Origin of the sequence: Micrococcus sp. KBS0714 (assembly GCF_002008305.4) — a bacterium.
GTDB classification, from domain to species: Bacteria; Actinomycetota; Actinomycetes; order Actinomycetales; family Micrococcaceae; genus Micrococcus; species Micrococcus luteus.
This window is the reverse complement of the sequence record NZ_CP042169.1, coordinates 950,860-976,268: the sequence shown is the minus strand read 5'-3', so window position 1 is coordinate 976,268 and position 25,409 is coordinate 950,860. Positions and strand designations below refer to the sequence as shown.

Below are 25,409 nucleotides of genomic sequence, written 5' to 3'. Positions count from 1 at the left end.
GAGGAGGAGCCCCATGGCCGTCGCCACGCCCGCCCCCCGCCGACCCCGGATGGCGATGCTGGTGGGGAACCAGGTCGTCGGAGACTCTCGCGTGGAGAAGGCCGCGGTCTCTGCGGTGCGCGCCGGCTACGAGGTCGTCGTGGTGGGCGTCTCGCACCGCACCACGTTCAACCTCGGCCGGTACGGGTCCGTGCCCATCCTGCGCGTGCCCGTGACGTTCCGGCGGCACCTGGCGTGGCAGACCCTGCACGGGACCGCCCGGCCGGACGTGACGGACTGGTCCGCCGTGCTGGACCCCGAGGAGGCTGCGGCGATGACCGCCTGGGACCTCGCCCACGAGGTCGGGGCGGGCCTGCTCCAGGCCGTGGTGCGCGGGCTGTCGCCCCACGCCCTGCCCGACCGGGCCCGCGGCCGACTCGGCCGGGCCGCCCGTCGCCTGGGCCGCCTCGGCCCGGCACGGGGCCGCCGGGACCCGGCAGCAATGCGGGGCCGGCGCGCGCTGAAGAACTTCGCCGCCGGGCGGACCGGCGCCTGGCGCGAAGTCTGGCCCCTGATCGCGGACTACGAGGACGGCTTCCTGCGTGCCCTGATCGACCTCGCGCCCGACCTCGTCCACGTGCATGACCGCCATCCCCTGCCCGCCGCGGCCGCCTACGACCACTACCGCGCTGCGCGCGGCCTGCCGCCGGTGCCGTGGGTCTACGACGCCCACGAGTGGCTGCCCGGCCAGATGATGCCCGGGCCCGTGGACCAGCGCATCGCGTGGAAGGCGGCCGAGGCCGAGCTGATCCACGAGGCCGACGCCGTCGTCGCCGTCACGGACGAACTGGCCGAGCGGATGCGCGAGTACCACGCCCTGCAGGAACGCCCCGTGACGGTGATCAACGGGCCGTGGGGCACGCAGCTCCCGATGGGCCCGGCCGAGCGCCTGCCCCTGCGCACCGAGCTGGGCCTGTCCGACGACGTCCCGCTGCTCGTCTACCTCGGCAAGCTGGCCGCGGTCCGCGGCGTGGGCACGCTGGTGGACGCCCTGCCGCTGCTGCCCGGCGTCCACATCGCGTTCGTGGGCTCCCCCGACCCCGACGCCCGGCAGGGCCTGCGCGACCGGGCGGCCCAGCTCGACGTCGCCGACCGGATGCACATCGTCGACTACGTGCCCTCGGCCTCGGTGACGTGGTACGTCTCCTCCGCCACCGCGGGCGTGAGCCCTCTGCTCCCCACCCCGGCCCACGAGAGCGCCGTCCCCACCAAGCTGCGTGAATGCCTGCTGGCGGGTCTGCCGCTGACCGTGTCGGACCTGCGCGAGCAGGCCCGTTTCGTCCGGGAGCAGGGGGTGGGGACCGTGTTCGCCCCCGGGGACGCCGCAGACCTCGCCCGGGCGGTGCGCGACCTCCTGGCGCGACGGACCGAGCTGACCGCGGCCGCGCGCTCTCCGGAGATCGCCGCGCGCCACGGGTGGGAGGCCGCCGAGCGGGCGCTGCACGGCCTCTGGCGACGTCTCGTGCCCACGCCCGCCGCGCCGCCGCCCGTGGAGATCGCCCCGGACCCCGCGCGCGAGCCCCAGCCCCGTGGGCTCCTCGTCGTGGGCGACCCGCCCACGGTCCGGCCCCTCGCGGACGCCTGGCCCGCCGGCGCCGGCCCCGTGACGCTGCGGCCGCCACGGGATTTCCCCGAGGGCCGCGGCCTCGTCGTGGGCGGCCCCGAGGCGGTCTGGGGGGTCCTGCAGGACTGGGTCACGGACGACCGTGCCCACGGCACGGTCCTCATCGGGGGCGAGGGGCCGCTGTGGGGCCGGGCCGAGCAGTCCCCCGTCCATGAACTGCTCTCCCTCCGGGCTCGCGGACGCCAGGTCGCCCTCGTGGCGGGCGAGCGGATCCTCGCCGGCGTCGAGCGGAGATTGGCGGCCGTCCCCGGTCACCCCTGGGGAGGGCTGGACCCGGACGCGCGGGCGGCGCTGGACCGCCGCATCCGGCGTCAGGGCCGCCCGTTCCAGGCCGCCCTGGCCGCCGGAGTCCCCGTGCTCTCCCACCGGCGCGTGGAGGCGCTGCTGACGCCGGGCGTGCTGTGGCTGCCGGCACCGATCCCGACGCCGACGGACCGGGGACCCGGTCGTGACGGCGCGTCTGCACCCCGCAGCGTGCTCATCCTGCCCGGGGACCGCACCTCGGCCGAGTCGGCGGCGGTGGACGAGCTGGTCGCGGAACTGGCCGCACGCGGGATCCCGGTCGAGGCCCCGTCGGGTCCCCGGTTCCGCCGTCGACCCGACGCGTTCCACGGCGACGTCGTCGTGGCGCCGCTGCACACGGAGGACCTGGAGGTCGCGGCCCTGCAGGCCCTGGCCGCAGGCAGCGCTGTGGTCGCCGGGCCGCCGGTGACTCCCGCACCGGACGAGTGCGCCCCGCCGGTGACCGAGACCGACGACGCCACGCTCCTCGCCACGGTGCTGGGCCTGCTGGAGGAGACGTCGGCGGCCGCGGGGGAACGGCGGGAGCGGGCGCGCGAGCACCACGCGCGGCTGCACGCGCCCGAGGCCGTGCTGGTGAGGCTGCAGGCCCTGCTCAGCCCTGCGGAGACGACGGACGGGCCCGCCGCGGTGTGATCCGCCGCGGGCCCGTGCCGGGCGCCCCGGTGGGGCCGGGACTCAGTCTTCGAGAGCTGCCCGGGCGGTGGCCACCCGGACGGCCCAGGACTGCGAGCGCTGGGCCTCGGCCATGCCGGGCGCCCCGTCCCGCACGAGCGTGACGATGCCGGCGCGGATCGCCTCCGAGGAGCGCGCGACGCCGAGGCCCACGCGGTTGCGCTCGAGGAAGTCCGCGATCCCCATGTCCGCGAAGCAGAGCACGGGGTAGCCGCGCTCGATCAGGGACATGGTCTTGTAGGGGAAGCTGAACCGGGCGTACTTGCCGCCCAGCAGCACCACGCCCACCACGGTCCTCGTCGCGGGGACGTACCACTCGAGCGGGACCGTGGTGATCCGCAGCCCGGGCCGGTCTGCCAGGCCGTGCTCGGCCAGCATGTCCTCCAGCACGGAACGCTCCCCCGCGCGCACGACGAAGTCGAGTCGCACCTGCGGGTCGAGCGTCCCGACGGCGGTGAGGTACTGGCCCAGGCCGTAGATCCCGCCCACGCCTCCGGCGTACAGCAGGGTGACGCCCTCCTCGCCGATCGCCGGGGCGTCGGCGGGGACGGTGTTCGCCGGAGACACGGCAGGCGGCAGCGGCAGCCAGTCCACGGGCCCGCGGCCGTGCCGGGCCAGCAGGGCGTCGAAGCCCGCCCCGGACTCCGCAGACGGAGCCGCCAGCCGGTACGCGGCCTCCGCCATCGCGTCGAACTCGGCGAGCCCACGCTCCTGGACGTCGCGCCGCGCGTCGGCGTCCTCGAGGTACCCGTCGATCTCGTCCAGCCAGTGCAGGTCACGCACGAACCAGACGCTTGTACCGCCACCGGCCGAGAAGCGGGCCATGACGTCCGCGAGGGCGGCGGTCACCCGGTCGACCGGGATCGGCGACGTCGAATTCTCGCCGTAGAGGAGTCCGAGGGGACGGCCGGCGGCGAGCGCCTCGTCCAGGACCCGGAGCCGCCGGTCGAAGACACCCGGGACGGAGGAGAGCCGCAGCGCCGCGGCGGGCTCGGAGAGGGCGTCGTTCATGTTGCGCACCCGCTGGGGACGGGCCCCGTCGGTGCGGTCCTCGAGCGGCGAGGTGGAGAAGAACACGTCCAGCGGGCCGTCGTGCCGGAGCACGGCGAGGTCCTCGAACGTCCGGTCCACGCGACCGGTCATCGCGGCGCGGTAGGCAGACAGCAGGTCGGTGGTGCCGCCGTCGACGGTGTCGACGGCGGAGTGAGTCTCGGGCCCCCCGTGCAGGGCCGCGGCGAGCTCCGTGACGAGGCGCAGCCCGCGCCCCGTCCGCACGCCCGGATGGCCCGCGGCCCACGCGCCCGAGCCGATGGTGTCCTCCACCACCAGCCGTTCCGCGAAGCCGGTGCCGACCAGGAGTTCACCGACGGCCGCGTGGTCGCGCGACGAGCCCACGAGGACCACGTGCGTGGCGCCGCCGAGCCGGGTCGCCGCCACCGCGTCGAACGCGCGTCCTGCGGCGAGGTCGCGGGTGCGGTAGAGGGCGGAGGCCGAGAGGCTGCGGAGCGAGGCGCCCGGCACCGTGTCCACCGCGGTCTGGAGCGCCTCCATCTGCGCGGCGAGGCGATCGGCGTCGACGTGTTCCGGATGGAGGACGACGACGCGCGGCGTCTCGGCCTCCGCCGCGAGCGGCGCCAGCGTCTGCGGCGCGAGGCCGACGCGCGGATGCCGGAGGTGGGCGCTGCGCGAGCCCTTGGACAGGGCCTTGTCGAACTCCCACTCGTCGGCCAGGAACAGCCGGTCGACCGCCCGCGTCAGGGCTGCGAAGTCCTCCTCGGCGTGCCGTCGTGCCGCGGAGAAGTCCAGGTCGCCGCGGCGGAGCAGGGGGATGAACTCCTCCTCCACATGCCGGGCGGCGAAGCCCGCGGCGCCGAGCCCGGAGGCGAGGATCGCGTCGTAGGCGCCCGCGGCCGTGACCCGGCGCATCTCGCGCGCGATCTGGGCGCCGGCAGCGCGCAGGGCGTGGGTGCCTGTCCACGGGTAGAGCGGGGCCGGGGCAAGGCCGGGCCGCCGGCGCAGCCAAGCGTGCGAGGCGACGTCGAGGACGTCGACCACGTGGCCGCTGTCCCGCAGATCCTGCAGCAGCAGACCCTCCGCCGGGCCCGTGCCGGTCGTCAGCAGCAGCACGGTGCTCACGCGTTCTCCTCCCCTCGCCCGCCCGGGCCCGCCGCCAGACCCATCAACGCCATCTCGTGGTCGACGGTGTGCTCCGGCGACGTCTGGGCGCGGACCCGGGCTGCCGCGGCCTGGGACATCCGCAGGAACAGGTCCGGGTCCTCCATGAGCCGTCGCAGGCCGTCGGCCAGCCCGGCCACGTCCTCGACGCCGGCGATCATCGCGCAGTCCTCGTCCACGAACTCCCGGACGGCGCCGGCGTCGTTGGTCACGGGCACGAGCCCGGAGGCCATCGCCTCGTCCCGCGAGACGCCCTGGGAGTCGAGCCGGGTGGGCACCAGGAACACGCCGTGCTCCCGGTGCAGGGCCGCGATCTCCTCCTGGACGGCGTAGCGGCGCTCCACCGTGACGTTCGCGTCGTCCGCGAAGGCCGCCTCGAAGAGGCCGAAGTGCTTGCCGTCGCCGATCACGGTGACCTGCATGCGGTCCCACAGGGGCGTGTCCCGCAGGCGCTCGAGGGCCCGGACGGCGAGGTCCGCGCCGTAGTTGAGGTTCGCCGCGGAGCGGACCCACAGCACGCGGAAGCGCTGCTCGGGGTCCTTGGGCACGAAGCGGAACAGGTCCGTGTCGATCACGTTGTGCACGATCGCCGTGCGTTGCCCCGGGAAGACGAGCTCCATGTCCTCCTGAGCCGCTCGGCGCCACCAGCGGGAGACGAAGACGAACCGCTCGGGGCCGTGCGGGTGCTCGAGCACCTCGCGCCAGAAGCGCTGGCGTTCCAGGGTGTCGACGATCGCGTCGTCCACCTGCCCCTGGGTCCGGTGGTTGCGCACGGTCCGGATCCACCGGCGCGACTCGAAGCCGTGCATGAACACGAAGAAGCGGTGCCCGGCCAGCGCGTCCTGGATCGGCTCCCAGAGGGAGCGGACGAGGAAGTGGGCCGCCACGGACTCGTAGTGCCGCGTGCGCAGCATCTCGGCCGCCTCCGCGCCCCGGCCCACCAGCACGTGGACGCCGTCATACTCGTAGGAGCGGGGTTCGGCGGACCGGTCGATCACCGCGACGTCGACGCGGACGCCGGCGGCCTGGAAGTACTTGACCCGGCGGTGCACGAAGCCGTTGCCGTAGGGGTTCTCGAGGGTGGGGTACACGCCCACCACGACCAGGTGTCGCGGCGCGTCGTCGCCGAGCTGGTCGGCGGCGTCCGCCCGTGCGAGGTGGTCGGCGACCCGCCTCGGCGCGGCGGCCAGGTCCTCGTCCTCGTGGCCCGTGGGCGGCAGCGGGGGCGCCGGCTCCGCGAACAGGCGCCGCTTGAGCGCGGCGTTCTCGAGCTGCAGCAGCGTCGATGCCTCTTGCGCGGTGTAGGTGTCCCCGACGTCGGCGAGGTGCAGGTAGCCGCGATAGCCCGGGGTGTCGCCGTGGGCGCCCGCGGGCGCGGCGGGGCGGGGCGGCGACGTGCGGCGCCGACGGGGCGGGGCGGCCGCCGCCCGGAGCCGACGCACGGCGTCCGAGTCCTGTGGGAGGGTGTCGAACACCGCGCGCAGCACGCGAGGCCCGGGCTCGGGCAGGGCTCGCGCCCGTCGGGCCGCCGCGCGCACGGCCCGGCGGGCGCGGCGTCGCCAGTCCCCTGCGCTCACAGCCTGATGCTCTCGCCCGTGTGGGCCGACGCGATCATCGCCTCGGCCACGCGCAGCGTGGCCAGACCCTCCGCCATGGACACGTGCTCCTGCCGGACGCCGAGGATCGCGTCGCGGAACGCCTCGTGTTCGGTGTGCAGCGGCTCGGGCTTCTCGATCGCCAGACGGGTGACGTCCCCCTCGGAGACGCCGCGGAACGCGGACACCGCGTCCCAGCGGGTGCGGACCGATCCGTTGGCCTGGAAGGTCAGGTCTGCGTGCACGGTGTCCGCCACGAACGCGCCGAGCTCGCCGGTGACGACGGTCTGGCGGATCTTCACCGGGGAGAGCCAGTTCACCACGTGGCTCGTGATGGCCCCGCACTCGAGGCGGCCGTTGGCGACCACCATGTCCTCGTGCTCGCGGCCGGAGTTGGTCATGGTCTCCGCGGCCACGCGCGTGAACGGGCTGTCCGCCAGCCACGCGGTCAGGTCGATGTCGTGCGTGCCGAGGTCCTTGACGACCCCGACGTCGGCGATGCGGGCGGGGAAGCCGCCCTGACGCACGGTCGTGATCTGCAGGACCCGGCCCAGCTCACCGGCCTGGATCCGCCGACGCATCTCCTGAAGGGCGGGGTTGAAGCGTTCGATGTGGCCCACGGCGCCGACGAGGCCGGCCTCGTCGAAGGCGTGGACCAGGCGGGTGCCGGCCTCGGTGCTGTGTGCGATCGGCTTCTCGACCATCACGTGCACGCCGGCCTCGGCCAGGGCCAGGCCGACCTCTTCGTGCAGGCCGGTCGGGACCGCGCACATGACCGCGTCCACGCCATGGTCGATGAGCCCCTGGACCGAGTCGTAGAGGGGCAGGTCCCCCGCCACGCCGTGCGGATCACCCATCGCGTCGGCCACGGCGACCAGCTCGGTGCCCTCGATGGAGCGCATCACGCGGGCGTGGTGGCGTCCCATCATGCCCAGGCCGATCAGTCCGGTGCGCAGCACGCTCATGCGGCGGCCTCCGCCACCACGGTGTTGACGGCCTCGACCACGCGCGTGACGTCCGCGTCCGTCAGGGACGGGTGGACCGGAATGGAGAACACGGTGGACGCGGCCACGCGGGTGTTCGGCAGGTCCGCCTCGACGCCGAAGGAGGGCAGCTCATTGGTGGGCACCGGGTAGTAGACCCCCGTGCCGACCCCGAACTCGTCCTTCAGGCGGGCGAGCACGTCCGCCCGCGTCCCGGCCAGCTCCTCGGGCAGGCGGACCGTGTACTGGTGGTACACGTGCTCGGCGCCCTCGAGCACCGTCGGCACGGTGACCCCGCGCAGCTCGGCGTCGAAGCGGGCGGCGATCTCCTGCCGGCGCCGGGTCCATGCGCCGACCTTGGTCAGCTGCACCCGGCCGATGGCCGCGTGGATGTCCGTCATGCGGTTGTTGAAGCCCACGAGCTCATTGCGGTACTGGACCTCCATGCCCTGGTTGCGCAACAGGCGCAGGCGACGGGCGACGTCCGCCTCCCCCACGGAGACCATGCCGCCCTCACCCGAGGTCATGTTCTTGGTCGGGTAGAGGCTGAACATGCCCCACGCCCCGAAGGTGCCCACGGGGCGCCCCTTCCAGCGGGCGCCGTGCGCCTGCGCCGCGTCCTCGAACAGCTGGAGGCCGTGCTCGCGGCAGATCGCCTCGAGCTCGTCCATGCGGGCTGGGTGGCCGTACAGGTGCACCGGCATGACGGCGGCGGTCCGCTCCGTCACCTTGGCGCGCACGTCCTGGGGGTCGAGGGTGTACGTGTCGAGGTCCACGTCGGCGAAGACCGGGGTCGCACCCGTGAGGGCGACCGCGTTGCCGGTCGCGGCGAACGTGAACGCGGGGACGATGACCTCGTCGCCGGGGCCGATGCCCGAGGCCAGCAGGCCAAGGTGCAGCCCGGCGGTGCCGGAGTTGACGGCCACGCAGGCCCGGCCGTCCACCATCGCGGCACCGAACTCCTCCTCGAAGGCCGCGACCTCGGGGCCCTGCGCCACCATGCCGGAGCGCAGGACGCGGTCCACGGCCGCACGCTCCTCGTCGCCGATGAGCGGCTTCGCCGCCGGGATGAACTCAGCCATGGTTCTCCTCTTCCTGCGCGGGCTCGGCCGGGCGCAGCGCCCCGTCCCGCTCGATGAACGTCTCGCCGGTGTCCGGGCACACCCAGACGCCGTCCTTCTCCTCCAGCCGGCGGCCTGTGCGGCCGACCCAGCCGATGCGCTTCGCGGGCACTCCGGCCACGAGGCCGAAGTCCGGCACGTCGCGCGTGACGACGGAACCGGCGGCCACCAGCGCCCACTCGCCGATGCGCACCGGCGCGACGCACACCGAGCGCGCGCCGATCGCGGCGCCGTCGCCGATGTCGACGCCCACGGCCTCCCAGTCGTCCCCGGACTTCTGGGACAGATCCGGGTTGACCGCGCGGGGGTAGGTGTCGTTGGTCAGGACGACGCCGGGTCCGATGAAGACGCCGCGGCCCAGACGGGCCGGCTCGTAGACGAGGGCGAGGTTCTGGACCTTGCAGTCGTCGCCGAGCTCCACCCCGGTGCCGATGTAGGCCGCGCGACCGACGATGCAGCGCTCGCCGAGGCGGGCCTGCTCACGGACCTGCGCGAGGTGCCAGACCTTGGTGCCGTCGCCGAGGACGGCGTCCTCGGCGACGTCGGCCGAGGCGGCGGTGAAGACGTTCCCGCTCATCGGGCGGCCTCGGCGTCCTGCGGCAGGCCGATGACCCGACGGGTCACTCCCGACCAGGCGTCGGCGTCGGTGACGTTGCGGCCGTCCACGAAGGTGCGCACGCCCGGCAGGTCGGCCGGGGTGAGGGCGCGGTACTCGGCGTGGTCCGTCTGCAGGATCGCGGCGTCGACCTCGGAGCCGGAGGAGTGCGGGGTGAAGCCCAGCGCGGTGAGCTCCTCGTCCGAGTACATCGGGTCGTCCACGGTGACCTCGGCGCCGCGGGTGCGCAGCGCGCCCACGGTGGCGAACACGCCGGAGAACGCGGTCTCCTTCACGCCGCCGCGGTAGGCGGCGCCCAGCACGACGACGCGCTGACCGGCGAGGTCGCCGTGCGCCTGGGCGAGCAGGTCCACGGCGAAGTCCGGCATCGAGGCGTTCACGGCGCGCGCGGTGCGGACGATGTCCGCGGCCGGGTCGTTCCACAGGTACAGGCGCGGGTAGACCGGGATGCAGTGGCCGCCCACGGCGATGCCCGGGCGGTGGATGTGGCTGTACGGCTGCGAGTTGGAGGCCTCGATCACCCGGTAGATGTCGATGCCGTTCGCGCCGGCGTAGCGGGCGAACTCGTTCGCCAGGCCGATGTTGACGTCGCGGTAGGTGGTCTCGGCGAGCTTGGCCATCTCGGAGGCCTCCGCAGAGCCGAGGTCCCATACGCCGTTGGGACGGGACAGGTCAGGACGCTCGTCGAAGTCCAGCACGGCCTCGTAGAACTCGCGGGCGCGCTCGGCGCCGGCCGGGGTCAGGCCGCCGATCAGCTTGGGGTAGCGGCGAAGGTCCTCGAACACGCGGCCGGTGAGCACGCGCTCCGGCGAGAACACGAGGTGGAAGTCCTCCCCCTCGGTCAGGCCCGAGCCCTCCTCCAGCATCGGCTTCCACCGGGTGCGGGTGGTGCCCACGGGCAGCGTGGTCTCGTAGGAGACGAGGGTGCCCGGTGTCAGGTGCTTCGCCAGCTCGGTGGTGGCGCCGTCCATCCAGCCGAAGTCGGGGCGGGCCTCGTCGTCCACGAAGAGCGGCACGACGAGCACGACGGCGTCGGCCCCCGGGACGGCGTCGCCGTAGTCGGTGGTGGCGCGCAGGCGGCCGTCGGCCACCGTGGAGGAGAGCTTCTCCTGCAGGTGGGCCTCGCCCGGGAAGGGCTCGGTCCCCGCGTTGACGAGGTCCACGACGGTGGCGTTGACGTCCACGCCGACCACCTCGTGTCCCTTGCTCGCGAACTGCACGGCCAGCGGCAGGCCGATCTTGCCCAGGGCGACGACGGCGATCTTCATGCGGGTCCAGTCTTCCTTCCGTGCACGGGCCCCACGCGGCGAGCGTCGGGCGGGCGTCGAGGAGGCCTCCGGAACACGAGAGTGCGGGAGACCCGGCGCCCGCGTCACTGTATCAGCGCGGGTGGACGCCGAGCCGGTCGTAGAGCGTCCGATAGCGGCGCGCGTTGGCCTCCCAGGTGCGCGTCTGCAGGGCCCATTCCCGGCCGGCCGCGCCGAGGCGCGCCCGCTCGGCCGGGTCCCCCGCGAGCCGGTCGAGGGCGGCGGCCAGCGCTGCGGGATCCTCCGCGGGGACGAGCAGGCCGGTCCGCTCGTCCTCGACGAGCTCGGCCAGGGCCGGCAGGTCCGAGGCGACGACGGGCCGGCCGGTGGCCGAGGCTTCGACGGTCTTCATCGGCGTCACCGCGCGGGTGACGGGCAGGTCCCGGCGCGGGACCGTGAACACGTCCAGGGCGGCGTGGTGCAGGCGCGCGTCCTCGCGGTCGACCCGCCCGGGGAAGGCGCACAGCTCCGCGATGCCGAGCTCCGCGGCCAGGGCCTGCAGCCCGGGCCGGGCGACGCCGTCGCCGGCGATGTGCACGCGCAACCCGGGACGGTGCGGGGCCAGCCGCGCGGCGGCACGCAGCAGGATGTCCAGGCCCTCGTAGTCCACGAGGCTCGAGACGGTGCCCACCACGAAGGCGTCGGTCGGCAGGTCCCAGCCCAGCCGGGCGCGTGCCTCGTCGCGGTCCACCCGCTCGGCGACGAAGGCCGGGCCCACGGCGTTGGGGCAGAGCACGACGGCGTCCTCGGCCACCCCGGCCGCGACCAGGCGGTCGCGCATGCCCGCCCCGAGCGTCACGACCCCGTCGGCGCGGCGGGCGGCCTCGGCCTCCCGCTCCTGGAAGAGCCGGTACCGTTCCGAGGCCAGGGCCTCGGGACCGCGCACCGCCGCCCATGTGTCCGCGAGCTGCCCGCGGACCTCGTACACCCACGGGATCCCGAAGGCCCGCGCCACGGCCTCGACCGCGAGCGCGTTCACGAAGTGCGTGGTGGTGTGCAGCAGGGCAGGACGGTGTCGACGCACGTGCGCGGCCAGCAGCTCGGCGTGCTGCTGGATGCGGGCGGCCTGGCCCTGGGCGAGCCGCGCCGGCAGCAGCCGGGCGTAGCGAATCCCGTCCACGACATCCCGCTGTGCCGCCCAGGGCACGCCGATCTGCACGGGGTAGCCCGGCCGCGTCACGGCGGCGGCATCGAAGCCCTCGTCCCGCAGGGAGGTGAGGATCGCGTGGCTGCGCTGGGCGTACCCCGAGCCGGTGTGGGGCAGGGAGTTGGTCAGCACGTGCAGCACCCGCCCCGGGACCGGGCGGTAGCCGGGCTCGGTCGGCACGGTCGGGGCGACCCCGCGGAACGCGTCCCGCTCCCCCGCCATGCGGCGGGCGAGATGACGGTTGCGGGGATGCCGCGCGGCGAGCGCGGCCGCGCCGCCCAGGTCGCCGCGGTGCGCCGCCAGGCGTGCGGCGGCGGCCGTCCACGCCGCGCCGCGCCGCTTCTCCGGCACGCTGCCGAGCAGCGTCTCGGCGATGTCGGGCCGGCCCATGCCGAGGGCTGCGTCGGCCCGGTGGACCAGCCCGCGGACGTTCCCCGCCCCCGGACGGGACGCGCGGACGGGCCGACCGGCCTCGTCCACGCCGAGGGCGGCCAGGGCCGCCGCGCGCTCGCCCCGCATCTCGTGGCCGAGTGCGGGCACGACACCGTTCCGGCCCAGGCGGGTGAGGATGCCGGCCGCCCCGCCCACCGCCGCGGGCGGCAGCCGACGGGAGACCTGCAGGGCCAGCAGCACCGGATCGTCCGTCACGTGCTCGCGGACGGTCTGGGCGGTCAGGGCCAGGGACCGCAGCAGCGGGCGGCGGGATGGCGCGGGGCGCTCGCGTGCGGTCATCGGTGCGGGCTCCTGTCGGCGGGGCGGGCGGGGCGCGGGCCGCGGAAGGTCAGAGGGACGGGTCGGTGCGCCACTGGCCGCGCGTGTCGATCACGCGCTTGTCGGCCACGCGGTCGCCGAGGTCGGCGAAGGCGGAATGGTCCACCAGCAGCACCACGATGTCGGCGGCCTCGAGGGCCTCGTCGACCGCGACCAGGCGCACGTTGTCCTTGCCCTGCAGCGCGGCCGGCAGCTCCGTCACGTGCGGCTCGACCACGAGCACGTCGGACCCGGAGAACTGGCCCGCCAGCTCGGCCGCGATGTTCAGGGCCGGGGATTCGCGCAGGTCGTCGATGTTCGGCTTGAAGGCCAGGCCGAGGGCGGCGACGACCGGAGCGCGGCCGGTGGCCTGCTGGACGTCGAAGGCCGCGGCCTTGACCTGGTCGATGACCCACTGGGGCTTGCCATCGTTGATCTCCCGGGCCGCGCGGATCAGCCGGGCGGTCTGCGGGGCGGCGTCCACGATGAACCACGGGTCCACGGCGATGCAGTGGCCGCCCACGCCGGGGCCCGGCTGCAGGATGTTCACGCGGGGGTGGTGGTTAGCGAGCTCGATGAGCTCCCACACGTCGATGCCCTGCTCGGCGCAGATCACGGACAGCTCGTTGGCGAAGGCGATGTTGACGTCGCGGAAGGAGTTCTCCACGAGCTTGGCCATCTCCGCGGTGCGGGTGTCCGTCAGCAGGATCTCGCCCTCGCAGAACGTGCGGTAGAGGTCGCGGGCCCGCTCGGCCGCGCGCCGGGTCGAGCCACCGACGATCCGGTCGTTGGTCACGAGCTCGACCATCACGCGACCCGGGAGCACCCGCTCGGGGCAGTGGGCGAAGTCCAGCTCGGCCTCGCGCAGCTCAGGACGCTCGGCGAAGATCACCTCGGCCATGTACTCGGTGGCGCCGGGGGGCGAGGTGGACTCGAGGATGACGAGCTCGTCGCCGGTCAGCTGCGGGGCCAGGCCGCGGGCGGCGGCCTCGATGTAGCCCAGGTCCGGGGAGTGTCCGTCCTTGAACGGGGTCGGCACGGCGACGATGTAGGCGTCCGCCGCCGGCGTCGTCGTCGAGGCGCTGAGCAGGCCCTTCTCGACGCCGCGCGCGACGAACCCGGCCAGGTCCGGCTCCACGAAGGGCACCGTGCCCGCATTCACGGCGTCCACCGTGCGGTCCGAGACGTCCACGCCGAGCACCCTCACGCCGTTCTCGGCGAGGATGGCGGCGGTGGGCAGGCCGATGTAGCCCAGGCCGATGACGGCGACGGTCTCGATCTTCTTCACGGGGTCTCCTCGATGGGGAATGGTTCACGGCGGCGGCCCCAGGCACCGGCGGGCGGGGGCGGACGCGTCCCACCCTACCGCCGTCGCCCGGCCTGCCTCAGTCCAGCCCCAGCGCCTCGCGCCACAGGCCGGCCACGACGCGCTCGTCGTACGCGCGCACCCGTTCCCGGGCCAGGGCCGAGAGCGCGTCCCACCGCGCGTCGTCGGCGACCGCCTCGAGCACCCGCCGCGCCGCGGCGTCGGTGTCGTCGAGCACGAACTCGTCGCCGAACACGCCCCTCGCGCCGGGCCGGTCCCAGACGAGCGGGACCGCGCCCGAGACCATGCCCTCGGCGGGCGCGAGGTGGAAGCTCTCGGTGGTGGACGGCGAGAGCACCCAGCCGATCTTCGTCAGCCACGAGCCCATGTCCGCCCCGAAGGGCTCGAAGGCGACGGCCTCGCGCAGCGGACCGGCGCCGAGGCGGGCGAACAGGTCGAGGTAGCCCTCGCGCTGGAGGGGCTTGCGCCACTCGTGCGGGTACTCCCACGGCATGCGGCCGCGCACGTGCAGGGTGAACCGTTCGTCATGGGCGCGCAGGATCTCCAACAGGTCCACGGCCCGGTCCAGGCGCTTGCGCAACGGCACCACGCCGACGAGGCCGAGCCGGAACCGGCGACCGGGCAGGCCGGGACGGTCCAGGTCCGCCACGGACACGGCGTTGGGGATCACCGTGACCCGCGTGGGCTCGATGGGAAGATGCTCGCGCACCAGGTCCCGGTAGAGATCGGAGACGGTCACGAGGCGGTCCACGGCCTCGGTCTCGAGCGCGGAGAGCCAGCCGCCGCGCAGCTCGAACATGTGCAGGCGGACCACGAGCCGCTGGCCGGGCCGCTTGTGGCGGGCGTACCAGACCGCGTTGGGGCCCGCCCACTCGCACACCACGACGTCGGCCCACTCGACGAGGCGGCGTGAGGCGGCCTCGTCGTGGCGGTGCAGACCCTGCCAGTGGTCGATGCGCAGCTCGACGCCCGGGTCGTCCCGCAGCAGGTCGACGAGCTCGCCCGCGAACTTCAGGTCGTGGCCGGCCAGGACCACGCGGGTGCGTGACCCGCCGCGGGCGGGCCGTCGGTCGAGCAGACCGAGCCGGTCCATGACGCCTGTCAGGGCGCGTGCGCGCGCGGCCATGCGGTAGGGGGCGGCGGCCTCGACGACGCGTCGCGAGAGGGCCGGCAGGTCGTGGCGGGCGGCCGCGATGCGGGCGGCCACGTCCCGGGCTGAGTCCCTCACCCCGTCCACGAACAGGGGGTAGTCGGCCCCCAGCAGCTCCTCGTGCGCCACGGTCCGGTTCAGGAGCGGCGGCACTCCGACCGCGCAGCTCTCGAGCACCTTCGTGGAGATCTCGAGCGAGAGGTCCAGGGCGGGGGCGCGCCAGCCCAGAGAGACGTCCGCGGCCGCGGTGCGGGCCATGGACTCCTCGCGGGAGAGCGCTCCGGTCCACTCGAAGTCGGGCCGCTCGGCCTCGAGGCGGGAGCGCATCGCCGCGGCCCAGCCGGGCCGGTCCCGCTCGGGGTGGACCTTGTCCCCCACCATCGTGAGCGTGGCCGGGACGCCGGCCTCGTGGAGGGCGGTCAGCACGTCCGGCATGAGGTCGGTGCGCCAGTCGTGGGCGAACTTGCCCGTGTACACGAGACGCACCGGGCCGTCGGCGGGCGCCTCGGCGCGTTCGGCCGGAACGAGCCCGTCCGGCACCATCGGCGAGAGCAGCTCGGTGCGCCCGGCGGCGGCCGGGACCATCGCCTCGAGCACGGCGCGAGCCTGGGGCGTCTGGGCCAGCATCAGACGGCTCGCCGCGGCGATGCGGCCGAGCTCCTCGACGCGCCCGGCCGGGAAGCCGTCCTCCACGTAGCCGTACTCGGTCACGTAGGACCACAGCCGCCCCGGGAAGGCGCCGCGGTCGGCGAGCTCGAGGCAGGCGTGGATGCCGCGCACGAGCACCACGTCGTACCGGGACTCCTCGTCCCGGCGGGCCAGCACGTCCGCGGCGCGGGAGGGGGTCATCCCCCCCTGCCCGGCCGCCGGCTCGGCGGTGAGCACGCGCACCCCCGTCAGGGCGCGCAGCGGAGCGGTGAGCAGGTCCCGGCGTTCGACGGCCTTGAGCTGGACGTCCACGCTCGCACCCGTGCGGGCGAGGGTCTCGGCCAGGGAGGGCAGCCACGTGGCGGAGCCGTCGATGACGTTCAGGTCGACGTCGCCGTAGAGCAGGACGCGCACGCCGGCGGCGTCGGTCAGGCGGTCGGGGTGGTGCGTGTTCATGCGCTCTCCTCCGGGCAGGCGGCGAGGACGTCGGCGATCCCCTGGGGCGCGTCGCCCGGGTCCTCGGTGAAGTGCAACGGCGTCCGGTCCGCGCCGGCCTCGACCACGATGACGTCCTCGGCGTGCAGCAGGGCGAGGGCCCCGAGCCGGTGCTGGTGACGGCCCCGGGAGAGCACCCAGACGGTGACCCCGCGCGCGGCGGCCGCGCTCACGGCACCTCGCAGCTCGAGGTAGAGGGCCGCGCCGGCGGCGTCGAGGGCCCCGGCCCACGGCCCGTCCACGCCGTCCACATCCACGACGACGGCCTCCACGCGTTCGGCCACCGCGGCCGCGGTGCCCGGCACGAGCGGCACGACGCGGTGCCCGGCGGCCGCGAGGGCCGCGCGCACGTCCGGGGCGGCGACGACGCCGACGGCCCGCCCGCCCCGCTCGGTGCGGGACGTGTCGGCCAGGCCCAGGACCCGCTCGAGACGGGCCGCGGCCTCCGGATCGGCGCCGACGGCGGCCGCACCGCGGCCGGTGAGGGAGGCGCTGCCGGGGCGGGTGCGGGCCGGACCGCCCGCCAGGCCCAGGGCGTCGGCCGGCCGGGCGTGCGCCGGACGGTCGCCCCAGCGGATGCCGAACACGCCGCGGACCTCCTCGGCCACCTGCGGCGGCAGCCTGCGCAGCAGCGCGCCGCCGGTGCGGCGCACCCGACGGCGCTGTTCGGGCGGCAGCAGGCGAGCGCCCGCGCGCGCGACCCGACGGATGGACTTCCCAGCTGGCATCAGAACTGTTCCTCGGTGTCCCGGTGGAGTGCACCCGGCCGGGTGCGGCGGCGTCAACCCTAGCAAGGGGCCGACGTCGGGCTCAGCGACCGGCGACGCGGCGCAGCACTCGCTCGTAGCGGCGGGCCACGGCCGGCAGGTCGGCGTGGCGGCGCACCCAGTCGCGTCCGCCCGCGCCGACGTCGGTGCGGTGCGGGTCGTCCGCGAGCGCCGTCAGGTGCCGCACCAGGTCGTCCACGTCCGGGCCGATGACGTCGGCGCCACCGGCCGCCTCGAGCGTGCGGGCGGCCTCCCCCGTCACCAGGCCCGTGACGTGCCGGCCGACGGCGAGCACCTCGTAGGTCTTGGAGGGCACGGTGTGCCGGAAGCTCGGCCAGTCGGGACGCAGGGCCACCACCAGCGTGTCCGCCCACGCGTACTGCTCGGCCACGGCCGCGCCGTGGACGGGTCCGAGGATCTCGGCCGGCGAGCCGAGCTCGGCGTTGCGGGCCTCCAGCGCCGGACGCCGGGTCCCCTCCCCGACCAGCCGGACGCGCACCCCCGGCCGGGTGCGCCGCAGCGTCGCCGCGGCGTCGATGAGCCGCTCGAGCCCCTGGCTCTCGCCCATGTTGCCCAGGTACAGCACGTGGAGCTCACCGGCGGCCCGCTCTCGCCGCGGCGCCACCGCCAGGCGGGCCAGGTCCACACCGTTGCCCAGGGTGCGGACCACCCGCACGCCGCGCCCGCGCAGCGTCTCCGCGAAGCCGTCCGTGACGGTCACCACGAGTCGGGCCGCGCGTTGGCCGCCGGTCACGACGCGCTCCATCGCGGCGCCCAGCAGGCCCTGGTGGACCCCGGCCTCGTGGGCGAGATCCGGCCAGGCGTCGCGCATCTCCAGCACGAGGGGACGGCGCCAGAGGCGGGAGAGAACGACGCCGGGCACCACCACGGGCAGCGCGGGCACGGTGGCCACCACCACGTCCGGGCGTCGGGTGGCCATCCCACGGGGGACGGCGAGCAGCGCGTGCACCACCGCCTCGGCGAAGCGACCGTTGCGACCGGCCTCCCCCAGGGGCAGGCGAGGCGTGGGCAGGACACGTTCGCCGTCGGGCCCGGCGAAGGGGCGCACACCCCCGGGCGCGACGACGTCGACGTCCCAGCCCGCCGACCGCAGCGCCGCCACGACCGCGCCCCAGCGACGCGCGGGAGGGGTGCGCTCGGGCCGGTAGGAGTGGGAGACCAGCAGCAGGCGGGGGCGGCGCGACTCAGTCGTCACAGGGGTCCTCCCCGAGGACAGGTGCGGGCGTGGTGCCGGTCAGCAGGGTCAGCACGGGGGCGGGCCCGCCGGCGGCCTGGGCCTTCTTCTCCTTCGTGGGCTCGTGCTCGTCGACGTAGCGCTGGACGTCGTCGTCGGCGAGGGCGGACCGCAGGTCCGCCAGCTTGTCCTCGTCGAGCTCGACGATGGCGTCGCCGTTCGGGCCCTCCGCGAAGCCCTTGCGAGGCACCGTGAACATCTCGACGTCCTCGCCGCGGACGTCGCGCAGCTGCCACGCGAGCGAGGCGATCACGCCGGACGTGAGCCCCTCGTCCACACCGAGGTGGTCGGAGAACGTGGCGACGACCTCGGTGGTGCGGGCGGGATTGCCCAGGATCTGCGGGCTGAGGAAGCGGTCCATCGCCCCGGCCAGGTAACGCTGCTGGTTCTCCACGCGGGTGACGTCGCCGTCGTCGAAGGCGTGCCGTTCGCGCACGTAGCGCAGGGCGGCGGTGTCCTGCAGCAGGATGTGTCCGCGCGGGTAGTACGAGGGGTTGGCCTGACCGGAGGAGAAGGCCCGCGGGTTGCAGACCTCGACGCCGCCCAGCGCGTTCGTCACGCCCCGGAAGCCCTGGAAGTCGACCTCGAGGACGTGGTGGATCGACACTCCCAGCAGCAGCTCCACCGTGTCCACGGCGAGGGTGTAGCCGCCCGTGTCGAAGGCCGAGTTGATCTTCGCCTCGCCGTGGCCGGGCACGGTGACCCACGAATCCCGCAGCACGGACATGACGTAGACCTGGCGTCGGTCCGCGGGGATGTGCACGAGCATCATGGTGTCCGAACGCTGGCCCATGTCCTGCTCGCCCTCGCCCTCGCGGGAGTCGGAGCCCAGGACGAGCACGTTCAGCGGGCCGTTGCCGGCCGCCTGCTCGAGCGCCCCCACGTCCACCGTCTGCCGGTGGTCGTCGAAGGTGCGCCCGAGCGAGCTCGTGTACCAGGCGCCCAGGCCGAGCAGCGCCGCGAGCAGGACGGCGAGCAGGCCGACGACCCACGGCCAGCGCCGGCGGCGCCGCGCGACCGGCGGGGCGTCGTCGCGCGGGGGCTCGGGGCGCGGCAGGGGCTCGGGCGTCCAGGACGCGGCCGGGGGATGGCTCACTCGGGTCTCCTGCTCGAGGTCGGGGGTCAGCCCAGTCTACGGACGCCCCGTCAGGCGTCGGCCGCCGCGGCCCGGCGACGGCGCGGCCTGGGCTGGCAGCGCGGGCACAGGTGGCTCGCACGGTTCATGAACGGCTCGCGGACGATGCGGGAGTCGACCCCCTCGGCGGCGCAGCGGCGACACGGCTGCCCGGTGCGCCCGTAGGCCGCCAGGGAGCGGGCGAAGTAGCCCGATCGCCCGTCCACGTTGACGTAGAGCGCGTCGAAGCTCGTGCCCCCCACCTCCAGGGCCCGGCGCATCACGTCCTGGACGGCCGCCAGGAGGCGCAGCGTGTCCGCCCGGCGCATGCGCTCGGTCGGGCGCTCGGGGTGCAGGCGGGCGCCCCAGAGGGCCTCGTCCGCGTAGATGTTGCCGATCCCGGAGACCAGCGACTGGTCCAGCAACGCGCGCTTGAGGGTGGAGCGGCGCCGTGCCAGGCGCGCGTGCACGGCCGCGGGGTCGAACAGCGGGTGCAGCGGGTCCAGGGCGATGTGGGCGGCCGTGGTGGGGATCCGCTCGCCGCCGGCGGCGTCGTCGGGCCGCAGCGCGTCGAGCCACCAGCCGCCGAAGATCCGCTGGTCCACGAACCGCAGCTCGCGGGCGGAGCCGTCCACGGCGGTGACGGGCAGGCGCAGGCGCAGGTGACGCTGGTCGGCGGCCCCCGGTTCGTCCACGAGGATCTGCCCGCTCATCCCCAGGTGCACGACGACGGCGTCGTCGCCCTCGGCCAGGGGCAGCCAGAGGAACTTGCCGCGGCGAGCCGGCTCGGCCAGCCGGGCGCCGCGCAGCCGCTCCCGGAGGGCGTCCGCGCCGCCGGGGCTGCGACGCAGCGAGCGGGGGTCGAGGACCTCGAGCTCCGCGGCGACGGCGTCCGTGGCCCACCGGGCCAGGCCGCGCCGGACGACCTCGGCCTCGGGCAGCTCCGGCACGGGCTCAGCGCCCCGCGGCCGGCAGATCCGCCTCGAGGGCGGGCCAGGAGGCGGCCGCGGCGTCCCGCTCGGCCTGCTTCTTGGAGCTGGCGACGGCGGAGCCGTACTCGCGCTCGCCGACGACGAGGGTGGCCCGGTAGCGGGGGTCGTGCGCGGGGCCCTGACCCTCGATCGCGTAGCGGACGGCGCCGAGACCGTGGCGGCTGGCGGCCTCGGCCACGACCGTCTTCCAGTCGGTGCTCTCGCGCAGCAGGTCCGGCTCGTCCAGCAGCGGCACCACGTGGCGGTGCACGAGTGCGGCCGCGGCCACGGCCCCGTGGTCCACGTAGACGGCGCCGATGAGCGCCTCGAGGGTGTCGGCGAGGATCGAGTCCTTGTCCGCCCCGCCGGTGCGGCGCTCCCCCGTGCCCAGGCGCACGAAAGGGCCGATGCCGATCCGGCGCGCCACCTTCGCCAGGGCACGCGTGGACACGACGGCGGCCCGGCGGCGCGCGAGGTCGCCCTCGGCCAGGTCCGGGTACACCGTGAAGATGTGGTCGGTGACCACGTAGCCCAGCACCGAGTCCCCGAGGAACTCGAGGCGCTCGTTGGTGGGCAGCCCGCCCTGCTCGTAGGCGAACGAGCGGTGCGTCAGAGCACGTTCGAGCGTCCCGGCGGTGATGTGCACGCCGAGACGCTCGAACAGCTCTTCTGGCTCGGGCGCGGGCTCAGGCCCGCGACGAGCCGATGGGGACGCCATCTCAGGCGTCGGCGACCTTGCGGCCCTTGTACTCGAAGAACAGGGGGGTGCCGGCGGCGTCGGTCTTCAGCTCGGCCTGGTGGGGCAGGCGGTACGAGACGCGACCGTTCTCGACGGACTTCACCAGGGCGGGCGCGGTGGCCTTCCACTGCGACCGGCGGGCACGGGTGTTGGCACGGGACATCTTCCGCTTCGGGACTGCCACGACTATCTCTCTTCTGTCTCGGTGATGGAGGTCTCTGAGGTGCCCGCGAGGTGGGCCAGGGCGGCCCAGCGCGGGTCCACGCGCTCGTGGGCGTGCCCCTCGGGCGCGTCCTCGAGGCGGATGCCGCAGTCGGCGCACAGGCCCTCGCAGTCCGGCCGGCACAGCGGCTGGAACGGGAGGGCGATGACCACGGCGTCCCGGAACACGGGTTCCAGGTCCACGGTCTCGCGCACCACGAGCGGCTGCTCGCCGGCGTCGTCCTCGGACGTGCCGGTGAGGTACAGCTCCTGCAGGTCCACGGTGATCCCCTCGTGCAGCGGGCGCAGGCAACGGCCGCACTCGCCCTTCAGGGTCGCGTCCGCGGTGCCGGTGACGAGGACGCCCTCGTGCACCGACTCCAGACGCAGGTCCAGTTCGACGGGGTCCCCCTCGGGGATCCCCAGCAGCGGCGTGGAGACGCCCGCGGGGGCGGGCCACTCGGCCGTCAGCTCGCGCTGGACTCCGGCCCCGCGCGTCAGATCGCGCACGGGGATCACCCACGGCGAGTCGGCGCCGTGGTGCTGGATGCTGTCCATGGTCGCTCCTCTCGGCGGGTGGGACGGCGGGGGTACACGGCCCGTCCGCACGCCCTCAGCGGGGGTGCGATGCGGCCTGGACACGGGTCCAGCCACGACGGACCGACAGCCCATCCTACCGGGTGGGTCCGCCTCGGCCAAAGCCGGCGGCGTCCTGCGCGTCGCCGGCCCGGCTCAGAGCCCGGCGGTGAACTCCCGGAGCCAGGCCCGCAGGTCGGCCCCGAGGTCCTCGTGCCGGGTGCCGAACTCGATGACCGCCTGCAGGTAGCCGAGCTTGTCCCCCGTGTCGTAGCGGCGGCCGTCGAAGACGACGGCGTGCACGCCGCGGCCCTCGCCGTCCTCCGTGGCCAGCCTCTGCAGCGCATCGGTGAGCTGGATCTCCCCGCCGCGGCCGGGCGGGGTCTCGTCCAGCACGTCGAACACCTGCGGGGCCAGCACGTAGCGGCCGATGATCGCGAGGGTGGAGGGGGCGTCCTCGCGGGCCGGCTTCTCCACGAGGTCGGTGACGCGGACGACGTCGTCGCCCTCCCCCGGCACGGCCTGCACCGCGGCCACGCCGTAGGCCGAGACGGCCTCCTCCGGGACCTCCATGAGGGCGATCACGGAGCCGCCGAGGCGCTGCTGCACGTCGATCATGCGCTCGAGCAGCGCCTCGCCGTCGCCGATGATGTCATCGCCCAGCAGGACCGCGAACGGCTCCTCGCCGACGTGGCGGCGAGCGCAGTTCACCGCGTGGCCGAGCCCGAGGGCCTCGCCCTGGCGGACGTAGTGGATGTCCCCCACCAGGTCCGACTCGTGGATCTGCGCGAGCCGCTTGGTGTCGCCCTTGTGCTCCAACGCGGCCTCCAGCGCGGGATGGCGGTCGAAGTGGTCCTCGAGGGCCCGCTTGTTCCGGCCCGTGATCATCAGCACGTCGGCGAGGCCCGCACGCCGGGCCTCCGTCACCACGTACTCGATGGCCGGCCGGTCCACCACCGGCAGCATCTCCTTCGGCATGGCCTTGGTGGCCGGCAGGAAGCGGGTGCCCAGGCCGGCGGCCGGGATGACGGCCTTGCGGGTGCGGGGGCGGGAGGGGGGCGGGACGGTCATCGGCGGTTCTCCTGCGGTTGATGCGGTGGGACGAGCGGAAGGGTGGCCCGCGGGTGGGCCGGGCGGGGTCAGGCCCCGCCGTCGAGGCCGCGCAGGACCGCGGCCGGGACGAACTCGGCGACGTCGCCGCCGAGTCCGTGGACCTCCTTGATGAGCGAGGAGGACACGTGGGTGTACCGGGCGTCGGCCGGGAGGTAGACCGTCTCGACCCCGGTCAGGTGGCGGTTCATCGCGGCCATCGGGGCCTCGAACTCGAGGTCGGCGCCGCCGCGCAGCCCCTTGACGATCGCGTCCGCGCCGATCTGCCGGCAGAACTCGGCCAGCAGGCCCGGGCCCATGGGCCGGACCGCGACACCGGCGAGGGAGGACACCGTCGCCTCGATCATGGCGATGCGCTCGTCCACGCTGAAGCGGTACGTCTTGGCCGGGTTGGCGGACACGGCGACCACCACCTCCTCGAAGAGGTTCGCGGCTCGCGCGATCACCTCGACGTGCCCCTTGTGGAGGGGATCGAACGAACCAGGGCAGACGGCACGACGCATGGGTGCCAGCCTAGCGGGGGCCGCGCCGGGCGGCGACGGACGCCCGTCCGGTCCGGCCCCGGCGCGTCGCGGTCCTGCCGGGCGCGGCGTGCGCCGCCGTGTGCGGTCCGCGGCGATGGGTACAGTGCGGCCATGGACGGAACCCAGCCCACCCCCGGGGCAGCACCGCACGACGTCGACGTGGACGCGCCGTGGCGTCGCACGGCGGCGGCCGCGGGCCTGCTCGGCGACGCCGGCCCCGTGCCCACCGTGTTCGAGACGATGACGGGCCTCGCCGTCGAGCACGGGGCCGTGAACCTCGGCCAGGGCTTCCCCGACGCCGACGGCCCCGACGCGCTGCTGCGGCTGGCGGCCGACGCCGTGCTGGCGGGCCCCAACCAGTACGCCCCCGGCACCGGCGACCCCGCGCTGCGGCAGGCCGTCGCAGAGCACCGCCGGCGCCACTGGGGCGTGACGGAGGACCCCGCCACGCAGGTCATGATCACCACGGGCGCGACCGAGGGCATCGCCGCGACGGTCCTGGCGTTCGTGCGCCCGGGCGACGAGGTCGTCACGGTCGAGCCGTTCTACGACTCGCACGCCGCCACGATCGCCCTGGCCGGCGCCCGGCACGTGAGCGTGCCGGTGGAGGCGCCGGACTTCCTTCCGGACCCGGCGCGGGTGGCCGCGGCGATGACCGACCGCACGCGCCTGCTCATCGTGAACACGCCGCACAACCCCACGGGTGCGGTCTATCCGCGGGAGCTGCTCGAGGAGCTCGTGGCCCTGTGCCGGTCCCGGGGCGTGCTGATCCTCTCGGACGAGGTCTACGACCACCTCGTCTACGAGGGCGAGCACGTCAGCCTGCGCTCGGTCGCGGGCGCCGAGGACATCGCCCTGACGGTCTCCAGCGCGGGCAAGGCGTTCGCCGTCACCGGGTGGAAGGTCGGCTGGCTGACCGGCCCGGCCGAGCTCGTCGGGGCCGCGCGCGCCGTCAAGCAGTTCCTCACCTACTCCTCCGGCCCCGCCTTCCAGCGCGCGCTGGGTGCCTATCTGCCCACCGACGGCGCCGAACGGCACCTCGCCGGCCAGCGCGAGCGGTACCGCGACGCCCGGGATCGGCTCGTGGCGGGCCTGCGGGAGGCGGGCCTGGACCCGGTCGTCCCGGCGGCGGGCTACTTCGTCGTCGTGGACCTCGCCCCGTGGGGTGTGACGGACGCGGCCGAGGCCGCGGTGCGGTGGACGCGTGAGGCCGGCGTCACGGGCATCCCCGTGGGCGCGCTCTGCCGCCCGGACGGAGGCCACCTGCGGTCGTGGCTGCGGCTGGCGTTCTGCAAGTCCCCGGATGCGATCGACGAGGCGATGCGCCGCCTGGCCGAGGCGGCCCCGCGGCTGCGCGCGGCCTGACCCCCGACGCTTTCGTTGACGAGACGGCGGTCCCCAGAGCATTTTCGTTCGGGAAACGGCGGTCCCCGGAGCACTTGCGTTCGGGAAACGGCGGCCGCCGTGCTCGCGGTTCGGTGCTGAGCACAGTCCGTTCCGCCCTCTCGTCGCCCCAATGAGAACGGGACGAGACGCCGCCGTTTCCCGAACGAAAGCAGGCCGACACGCCGCCGTTTCCCGAACGAAAACGGGCCGACACGCCGCCGTTTCCCGAACGAAAGCGGGTGGGCGGGGTCAGCGCTCGTCCTGCCAGAGGTACAGGGCGGTCTCGCCGTAGACGCGCACCTCGACCTCCTCGAGGCCGCGCGGCCGGCGCGGCGCCGCGTCCCGGGCCGCCCGCTCGAGCACGAGCAGCCCGCCCGGGGCGAGCCGCTCGGCCGCCGCCTCCACCACGGCCTCGAGCGGCGGGCCGGCCACCGGGTACGGCGGGTCGGCCAGGATCAGGTCCACGGGCGCGGCCTCCGCCGCGAGCGCCTGCTCCACGCTCCCGGCGCGCACGCGCACGACGTCGGCCCCGCGCGCCCGGTTGACCAGCGCGGCATTCGCGCGGCACGCGGTCACGGCCTTCCGGTCCCGCTCGACCAGCAGCACCGATGCCGCTCCGCGGCTGGCGGCCTCGCACCCCAGGGCGCCGGAGCCGGCGTAGAGGTCGAGCACGGCCGTCCCGTCCAGCCAGTCGCGGGCCTCGAGCCAGGAGAACAGGGCCTCCTTGGTGCGGTCCGTGGTGGGGCGCGTGCCGGTGCCGGGGACGGCGGTCAGGGGCCGCCCGGCGGCCGCGCCGGCGATGATGCGGGACATG

At 75.1% G+C, this 25,409-nt stretch carries 21 protein-coding genes; 2 read left to right on the top strand and 19 right to left on the bottom strand.

The window, feature by feature from the left end; all coding sequences use genetic code 11:
* Window positions 1-13: 13 nt before the first annotated feature.
* Window positions 14-2,599, top strand: a complete 2,586-nt coding sequence (locus tag B1A86_RS04450; protein WP_078026059.1) for a glycosyltransferase — start codon at window positions 14-16, stop codon at window positions 2,597-2,599.
* A gap of 42 nt (window positions 2,600-2,641) precedes the next feature.
* Here B1A86_RS04450 and B1A86_RS04445 read toward each other — a convergent pair whose 3' ends face one another.
* From B1A86_RS04445 to coaD, 18 genes are all read right to left on the bottom strand, one after another.
* The gene (locus B1A86_RS04445; RefSeq protein ID WP_078026058.1) at window positions 2,642-4,774 is read right to left on the bottom strand and encodes a hypothetical protein; all 2,133 of its coding nucleotides are present in this window, start codon (window positions 4,772-4,774) and stop codon (window positions 2,642-2,644) included.
* Complete coding sequence (locus B1A86_RS04440) at window positions 4,771-6,390, bottom strand: glycosyltransferase family 4 protein (RefSeq protein WP_223247530.1); 1,620 nt, start codon at window positions 6,388-6,390, stop codon at window positions 4,771-4,773. Before B1A86_RS04440 ends, B1A86_RS04445 begins: the two co-directional genes overlap by 4 nt.
* Window positions 6,387-7,373, bottom strand: coding sequence for a Gfo/Idh/MocA family protein (locus B1A86_RS04435; RefSeq protein ID WP_070708848.1), 987 nt, complete (start codon window positions 7,371-7,373; stop codon window positions 6,387-6,389). Before B1A86_RS04435 ends, B1A86_RS04440 begins: the two co-directional genes overlap by 4 nt.
* On the bottom strand, window positions 7,370-8,473 hold the full coding sequence (locus tag B1A86_RS04430) for a DegT/DnrJ/EryC1/StrS aminotransferase family protein (RefSeq protein ID WP_070708849.1): 1,104 nt from the start codon (window positions 8,471-8,473) through the stop codon (window positions 7,370-7,372). Before B1A86_RS04430 ends, B1A86_RS04435 begins: the two co-directional genes overlap by 4 nt.
* Window positions 8,466-9,089, bottom strand: a complete 624-nt coding sequence (locus B1A86_RS04425; protein WP_070708850.1) for an acyltransferase — start codon at window positions 9,087-9,089, stop codon at window positions 8,466-8,468. Before B1A86_RS04425 ends, B1A86_RS04430 begins: the two co-directional genes overlap by 8 nt.
* The gene (locus B1A86_RS04420) at window positions 9,086-10,396 is read right to left on the bottom strand and encodes a nucleotide sugar dehydrogenase (protein ID WP_070708851.1); all 1,311 of its coding nucleotides are present in this window, start codon (window positions 10,394-10,396) and stop codon (window positions 9,086-9,088) included. Before B1A86_RS04420 ends, B1A86_RS04425 begins: the two co-directional genes overlap by 4 nt.
* A gap of 112 nt (window positions 10,397-10,508) precedes the next feature.
* The gene (locus B1A86_RS04415) at window positions 10,509-12,314 is read right to left on the bottom strand and encodes a glycosyltransferase family 4 protein (RefSeq protein WP_078026056.1); all 1,806 of its coding nucleotides are present in this window, start codon (window positions 12,312-12,314) and stop codon (window positions 10,509-10,511) included.
* A 49-nt stretch (window positions 12,315-12,363) separates the two neighbouring features.
* Entirely contained in the window at window positions 12,364-13,620 is a 1,257-nt protein-coding gene (wecC, locus tag B1A86_RS04410) for a UDP-N-acetyl-D-mannosamine dehydrogenase (protein WP_078026055.1), read from the bottom strand.
* Between the two features lie 97 nt (window positions 13,621-13,717).
* Window positions 13,718-15,913 (bottom strand): glycosyltransferase, encoded by a 2,196-nt coding sequence (locus tag B1A86_RS04405; protein WP_078026054.1) that lies wholly within the window; start codon window positions 15,911-15,913, stop codon window positions 13,718-13,720.
* Window positions 15,910-16,680 carry a hypothetical protein gene (locus B1A86_RS04400; protein WP_078026053.1) on the bottom strand — a complete coding sequence of 257 codons (771 nt, stop codon included), beginning with the start codon at window positions 16,678-16,680 and terminating at the stop codon, window positions 15,910-15,912. Before B1A86_RS04400 ends, B1A86_RS04405 begins: the two co-directional genes overlap by 4 nt.
* An 82-nt stretch (window positions 16,681-16,762) precedes the next feature.
* Window positions 16,763-17,935, bottom strand: coding sequence for a glycosyltransferase family 4 protein (locus tag B1A86_RS04395; RefSeq protein ID WP_078026052.1), 1,173 nt, complete (start codon window positions 17,933-17,935; stop codon window positions 16,763-16,765).
* Complete coding sequence (locus B1A86_RS04390; protein ID WP_078026051.1) at window positions 17,925-19,070, bottom strand: LCP family protein; 1,146 nt, start codon at window positions 19,068-19,070, stop codon at window positions 17,925-17,927. Before B1A86_RS04390 ends, B1A86_RS04395 begins: the two co-directional genes overlap by 11 nt.
* Window positions 19,071-19,120: 50 nt before the next feature.
* The gene (gene mutM / locus B1A86_RS04385) at window positions 19,121-20,038 is read right to left on the bottom strand and encodes a bifunctional DNA-formamidopyrimidine glycosylase/DNA-(apurinic or apyrimidinic site) lyase (protein ID WP_036381198.1); all 918 of its coding nucleotides are present in this window, start codon (window positions 20,036-20,038) and stop codon (window positions 19,121-19,123) included.
* Between the two features lie 4 nt (window positions 20,039-20,042).
* Window positions 20,043-20,705 carry a ribonuclease III gene (rnc, locus tag B1A86_RS04380; RefSeq protein WP_012750822.1) on the bottom strand — a complete coding sequence of 221 codons (663 nt, stop codon included), beginning with the start codon at window positions 20,703-20,705 and terminating at the stop codon, window positions 20,043-20,045.
* A gap of 73 nt (window positions 20,706-20,778) precedes the next feature.
* Window positions 20,779-20,982: a 50S ribosomal protein L32 gene (gene rpmF / locus B1A86_RS04375; protein WP_002856390.1), complete on the bottom strand. Its 204-nt coding sequence runs from the start codon at window positions 20,980-20,982 to the stop codon at window positions 20,779-20,781.
* A 2-nt stretch (window positions 20,983-20,984) separates the two neighbouring features.
* Window positions 20,985-21,557: a DUF177 domain-containing protein gene (locus B1A86_RS04370; RefSeq protein ID WP_002856392.1), complete on the bottom strand. Its 573-nt coding sequence runs from the start codon at window positions 21,555-21,557 to the stop codon at window positions 20,985-20,987.
* A 174-nt stretch (window positions 21,558-21,731) separates the two neighbouring features.
* Window positions 21,732-22,646 carry a UTP--glucose-1-phosphate uridylyltransferase GalU gene (galU, locus tag B1A86_RS04365; RefSeq protein ID WP_078026050.1) on the bottom strand — a complete coding sequence of 305 codons (915 nt, stop codon included), beginning with the start codon at window positions 22,644-22,646 and terminating at the stop codon, window positions 21,732-21,734.
* Window positions 22,647-22,714: 68 nt separating this feature from the next.
* Window positions 22,715-23,188, bottom strand: coding sequence for a pantetheine-phosphate adenylyltransferase (gene coaD, locus B1A86_RS04360; RefSeq protein WP_010078952.1), 474 nt, complete (start codon window positions 23,186-23,188; stop codon window positions 22,715-22,717).
* Window positions 23,189-23,320: 132 nt separating this feature from the next.
* On the opposite strand from coaD, the gene B1A86_RS04355 reads away from it, so the two are divergent.
* The gene (locus B1A86_RS04355; RefSeq protein ID WP_078026049.1) at window positions 23,321-24,574 is read left to right on the top strand and encodes an aminotransferase class I/II-fold pyridoxal phosphate-dependent enzyme; all 1,254 of its coding nucleotides are present in this window, start codon (window positions 23,321-23,323) and stop codon (window positions 24,572-24,574) included.
* Between the two features lie 270 nt (window positions 24,575-24,844).
* Here B1A86_RS04355 and rsmD read toward each other — a convergent pair whose 3' ends face one another.
* On the bottom strand, window positions 24,845-25,408 hold the full coding sequence (gene rsmD, locus B1A86_RS04350; protein ID WP_002856399.1) for a 16S rRNA (guanine(966)-N(2))-methyltransferase RsmD: 564 nt from the start codon (window positions 25,406-25,408) through the stop codon (window positions 24,845-24,847).
* Window position 25,409: the final 1 nt, after the last annotated feature.

Coding starts and splice junctions, on each gene's coding strand:
- B1A86_RS04435 (WP_070708848.1), bottom strand. CDS start 7,373: ATGAGCGTGCTGCGCACCGGACTGATCGGCCTGGGCATGATGGGACGC.
- galU (WP_078026050.1), bottom strand. CDS start 22,646: ATGACCGTCCCGCCCCCCTCCCGCCCCCGCACCCGCAAGGCCGTCATC.
- rsmD (WP_002856399.1), bottom strand. CDS start 25,408: ATGTCCCGCATCATCGCCGGCGCGGCCGCCGGGCGGCCCCTGACCGCC.
- B1A86_RS04450 (WP_078026059.1), top strand. CDS start 14: ATGGCCGTCGCCACGCCCGCCCCCCGCCGACCCCGGATGGCGATGCTG.
- B1A86_RS04420 (WP_070708851.1), bottom strand. CDS start 10,396: ATGAAGATCGCCGTCGTCGCCCTGGGCAAGATCGGCCTGCCGCTGGCC.
- B1A86_RS04370 (WP_002856392.1), bottom strand. CDS start 21,557: ATGGACAGCATCCAGCACCACGGCGCCGACTCGCCGTGGGTGATCCCC.
- coaD (WP_010078952.1), bottom strand. CDS start 23,188: ATGCGTCGTGCCGTCTGCCCTGGTTCGTTCGATCCCCTCCACAAGGGG.
- B1A86_RS04400 (WP_078026053.1), bottom strand. CDS start 16,680: ATGCCAGCTGGGAAGTCCATCCGTCGGGTCGCGCGCGCGGGCGCTCGC.
- B1A86_RS04430 (WP_070708849.1), bottom strand. CDS start 8,473: ATGGCTGAGTTCATCCCGGCGGCGAAGCCGCTCATCGGCGACGAGGAG.
- B1A86_RS04415 (WP_078026056.1), bottom strand. CDS start 12,314: ATGACCGCACGCGAGCGCCCCGCGCCATCCCGCCGCCCGCTGCTGCGG.
- B1A86_RS04405 (WP_078026054.1), bottom strand. CDS start 15,913: ATGAACACGCACCACCCCGACCGCCTGACCGACGCCGCCGGCGTGCGC.
- B1A86_RS04355 (WP_078026049.1), top strand. CDS start 23,321: ATGGACGGAACCCAGCCCACCCCCGGGGCAGCACCGCACGACGTCGAC.
- B1A86_RS04425 (WP_070708850.1), bottom strand. CDS start 9,089: ATGAGCGGGAACGTCTTCACCGCCGCCTCGGCCGACGTCGCCGAGGAC.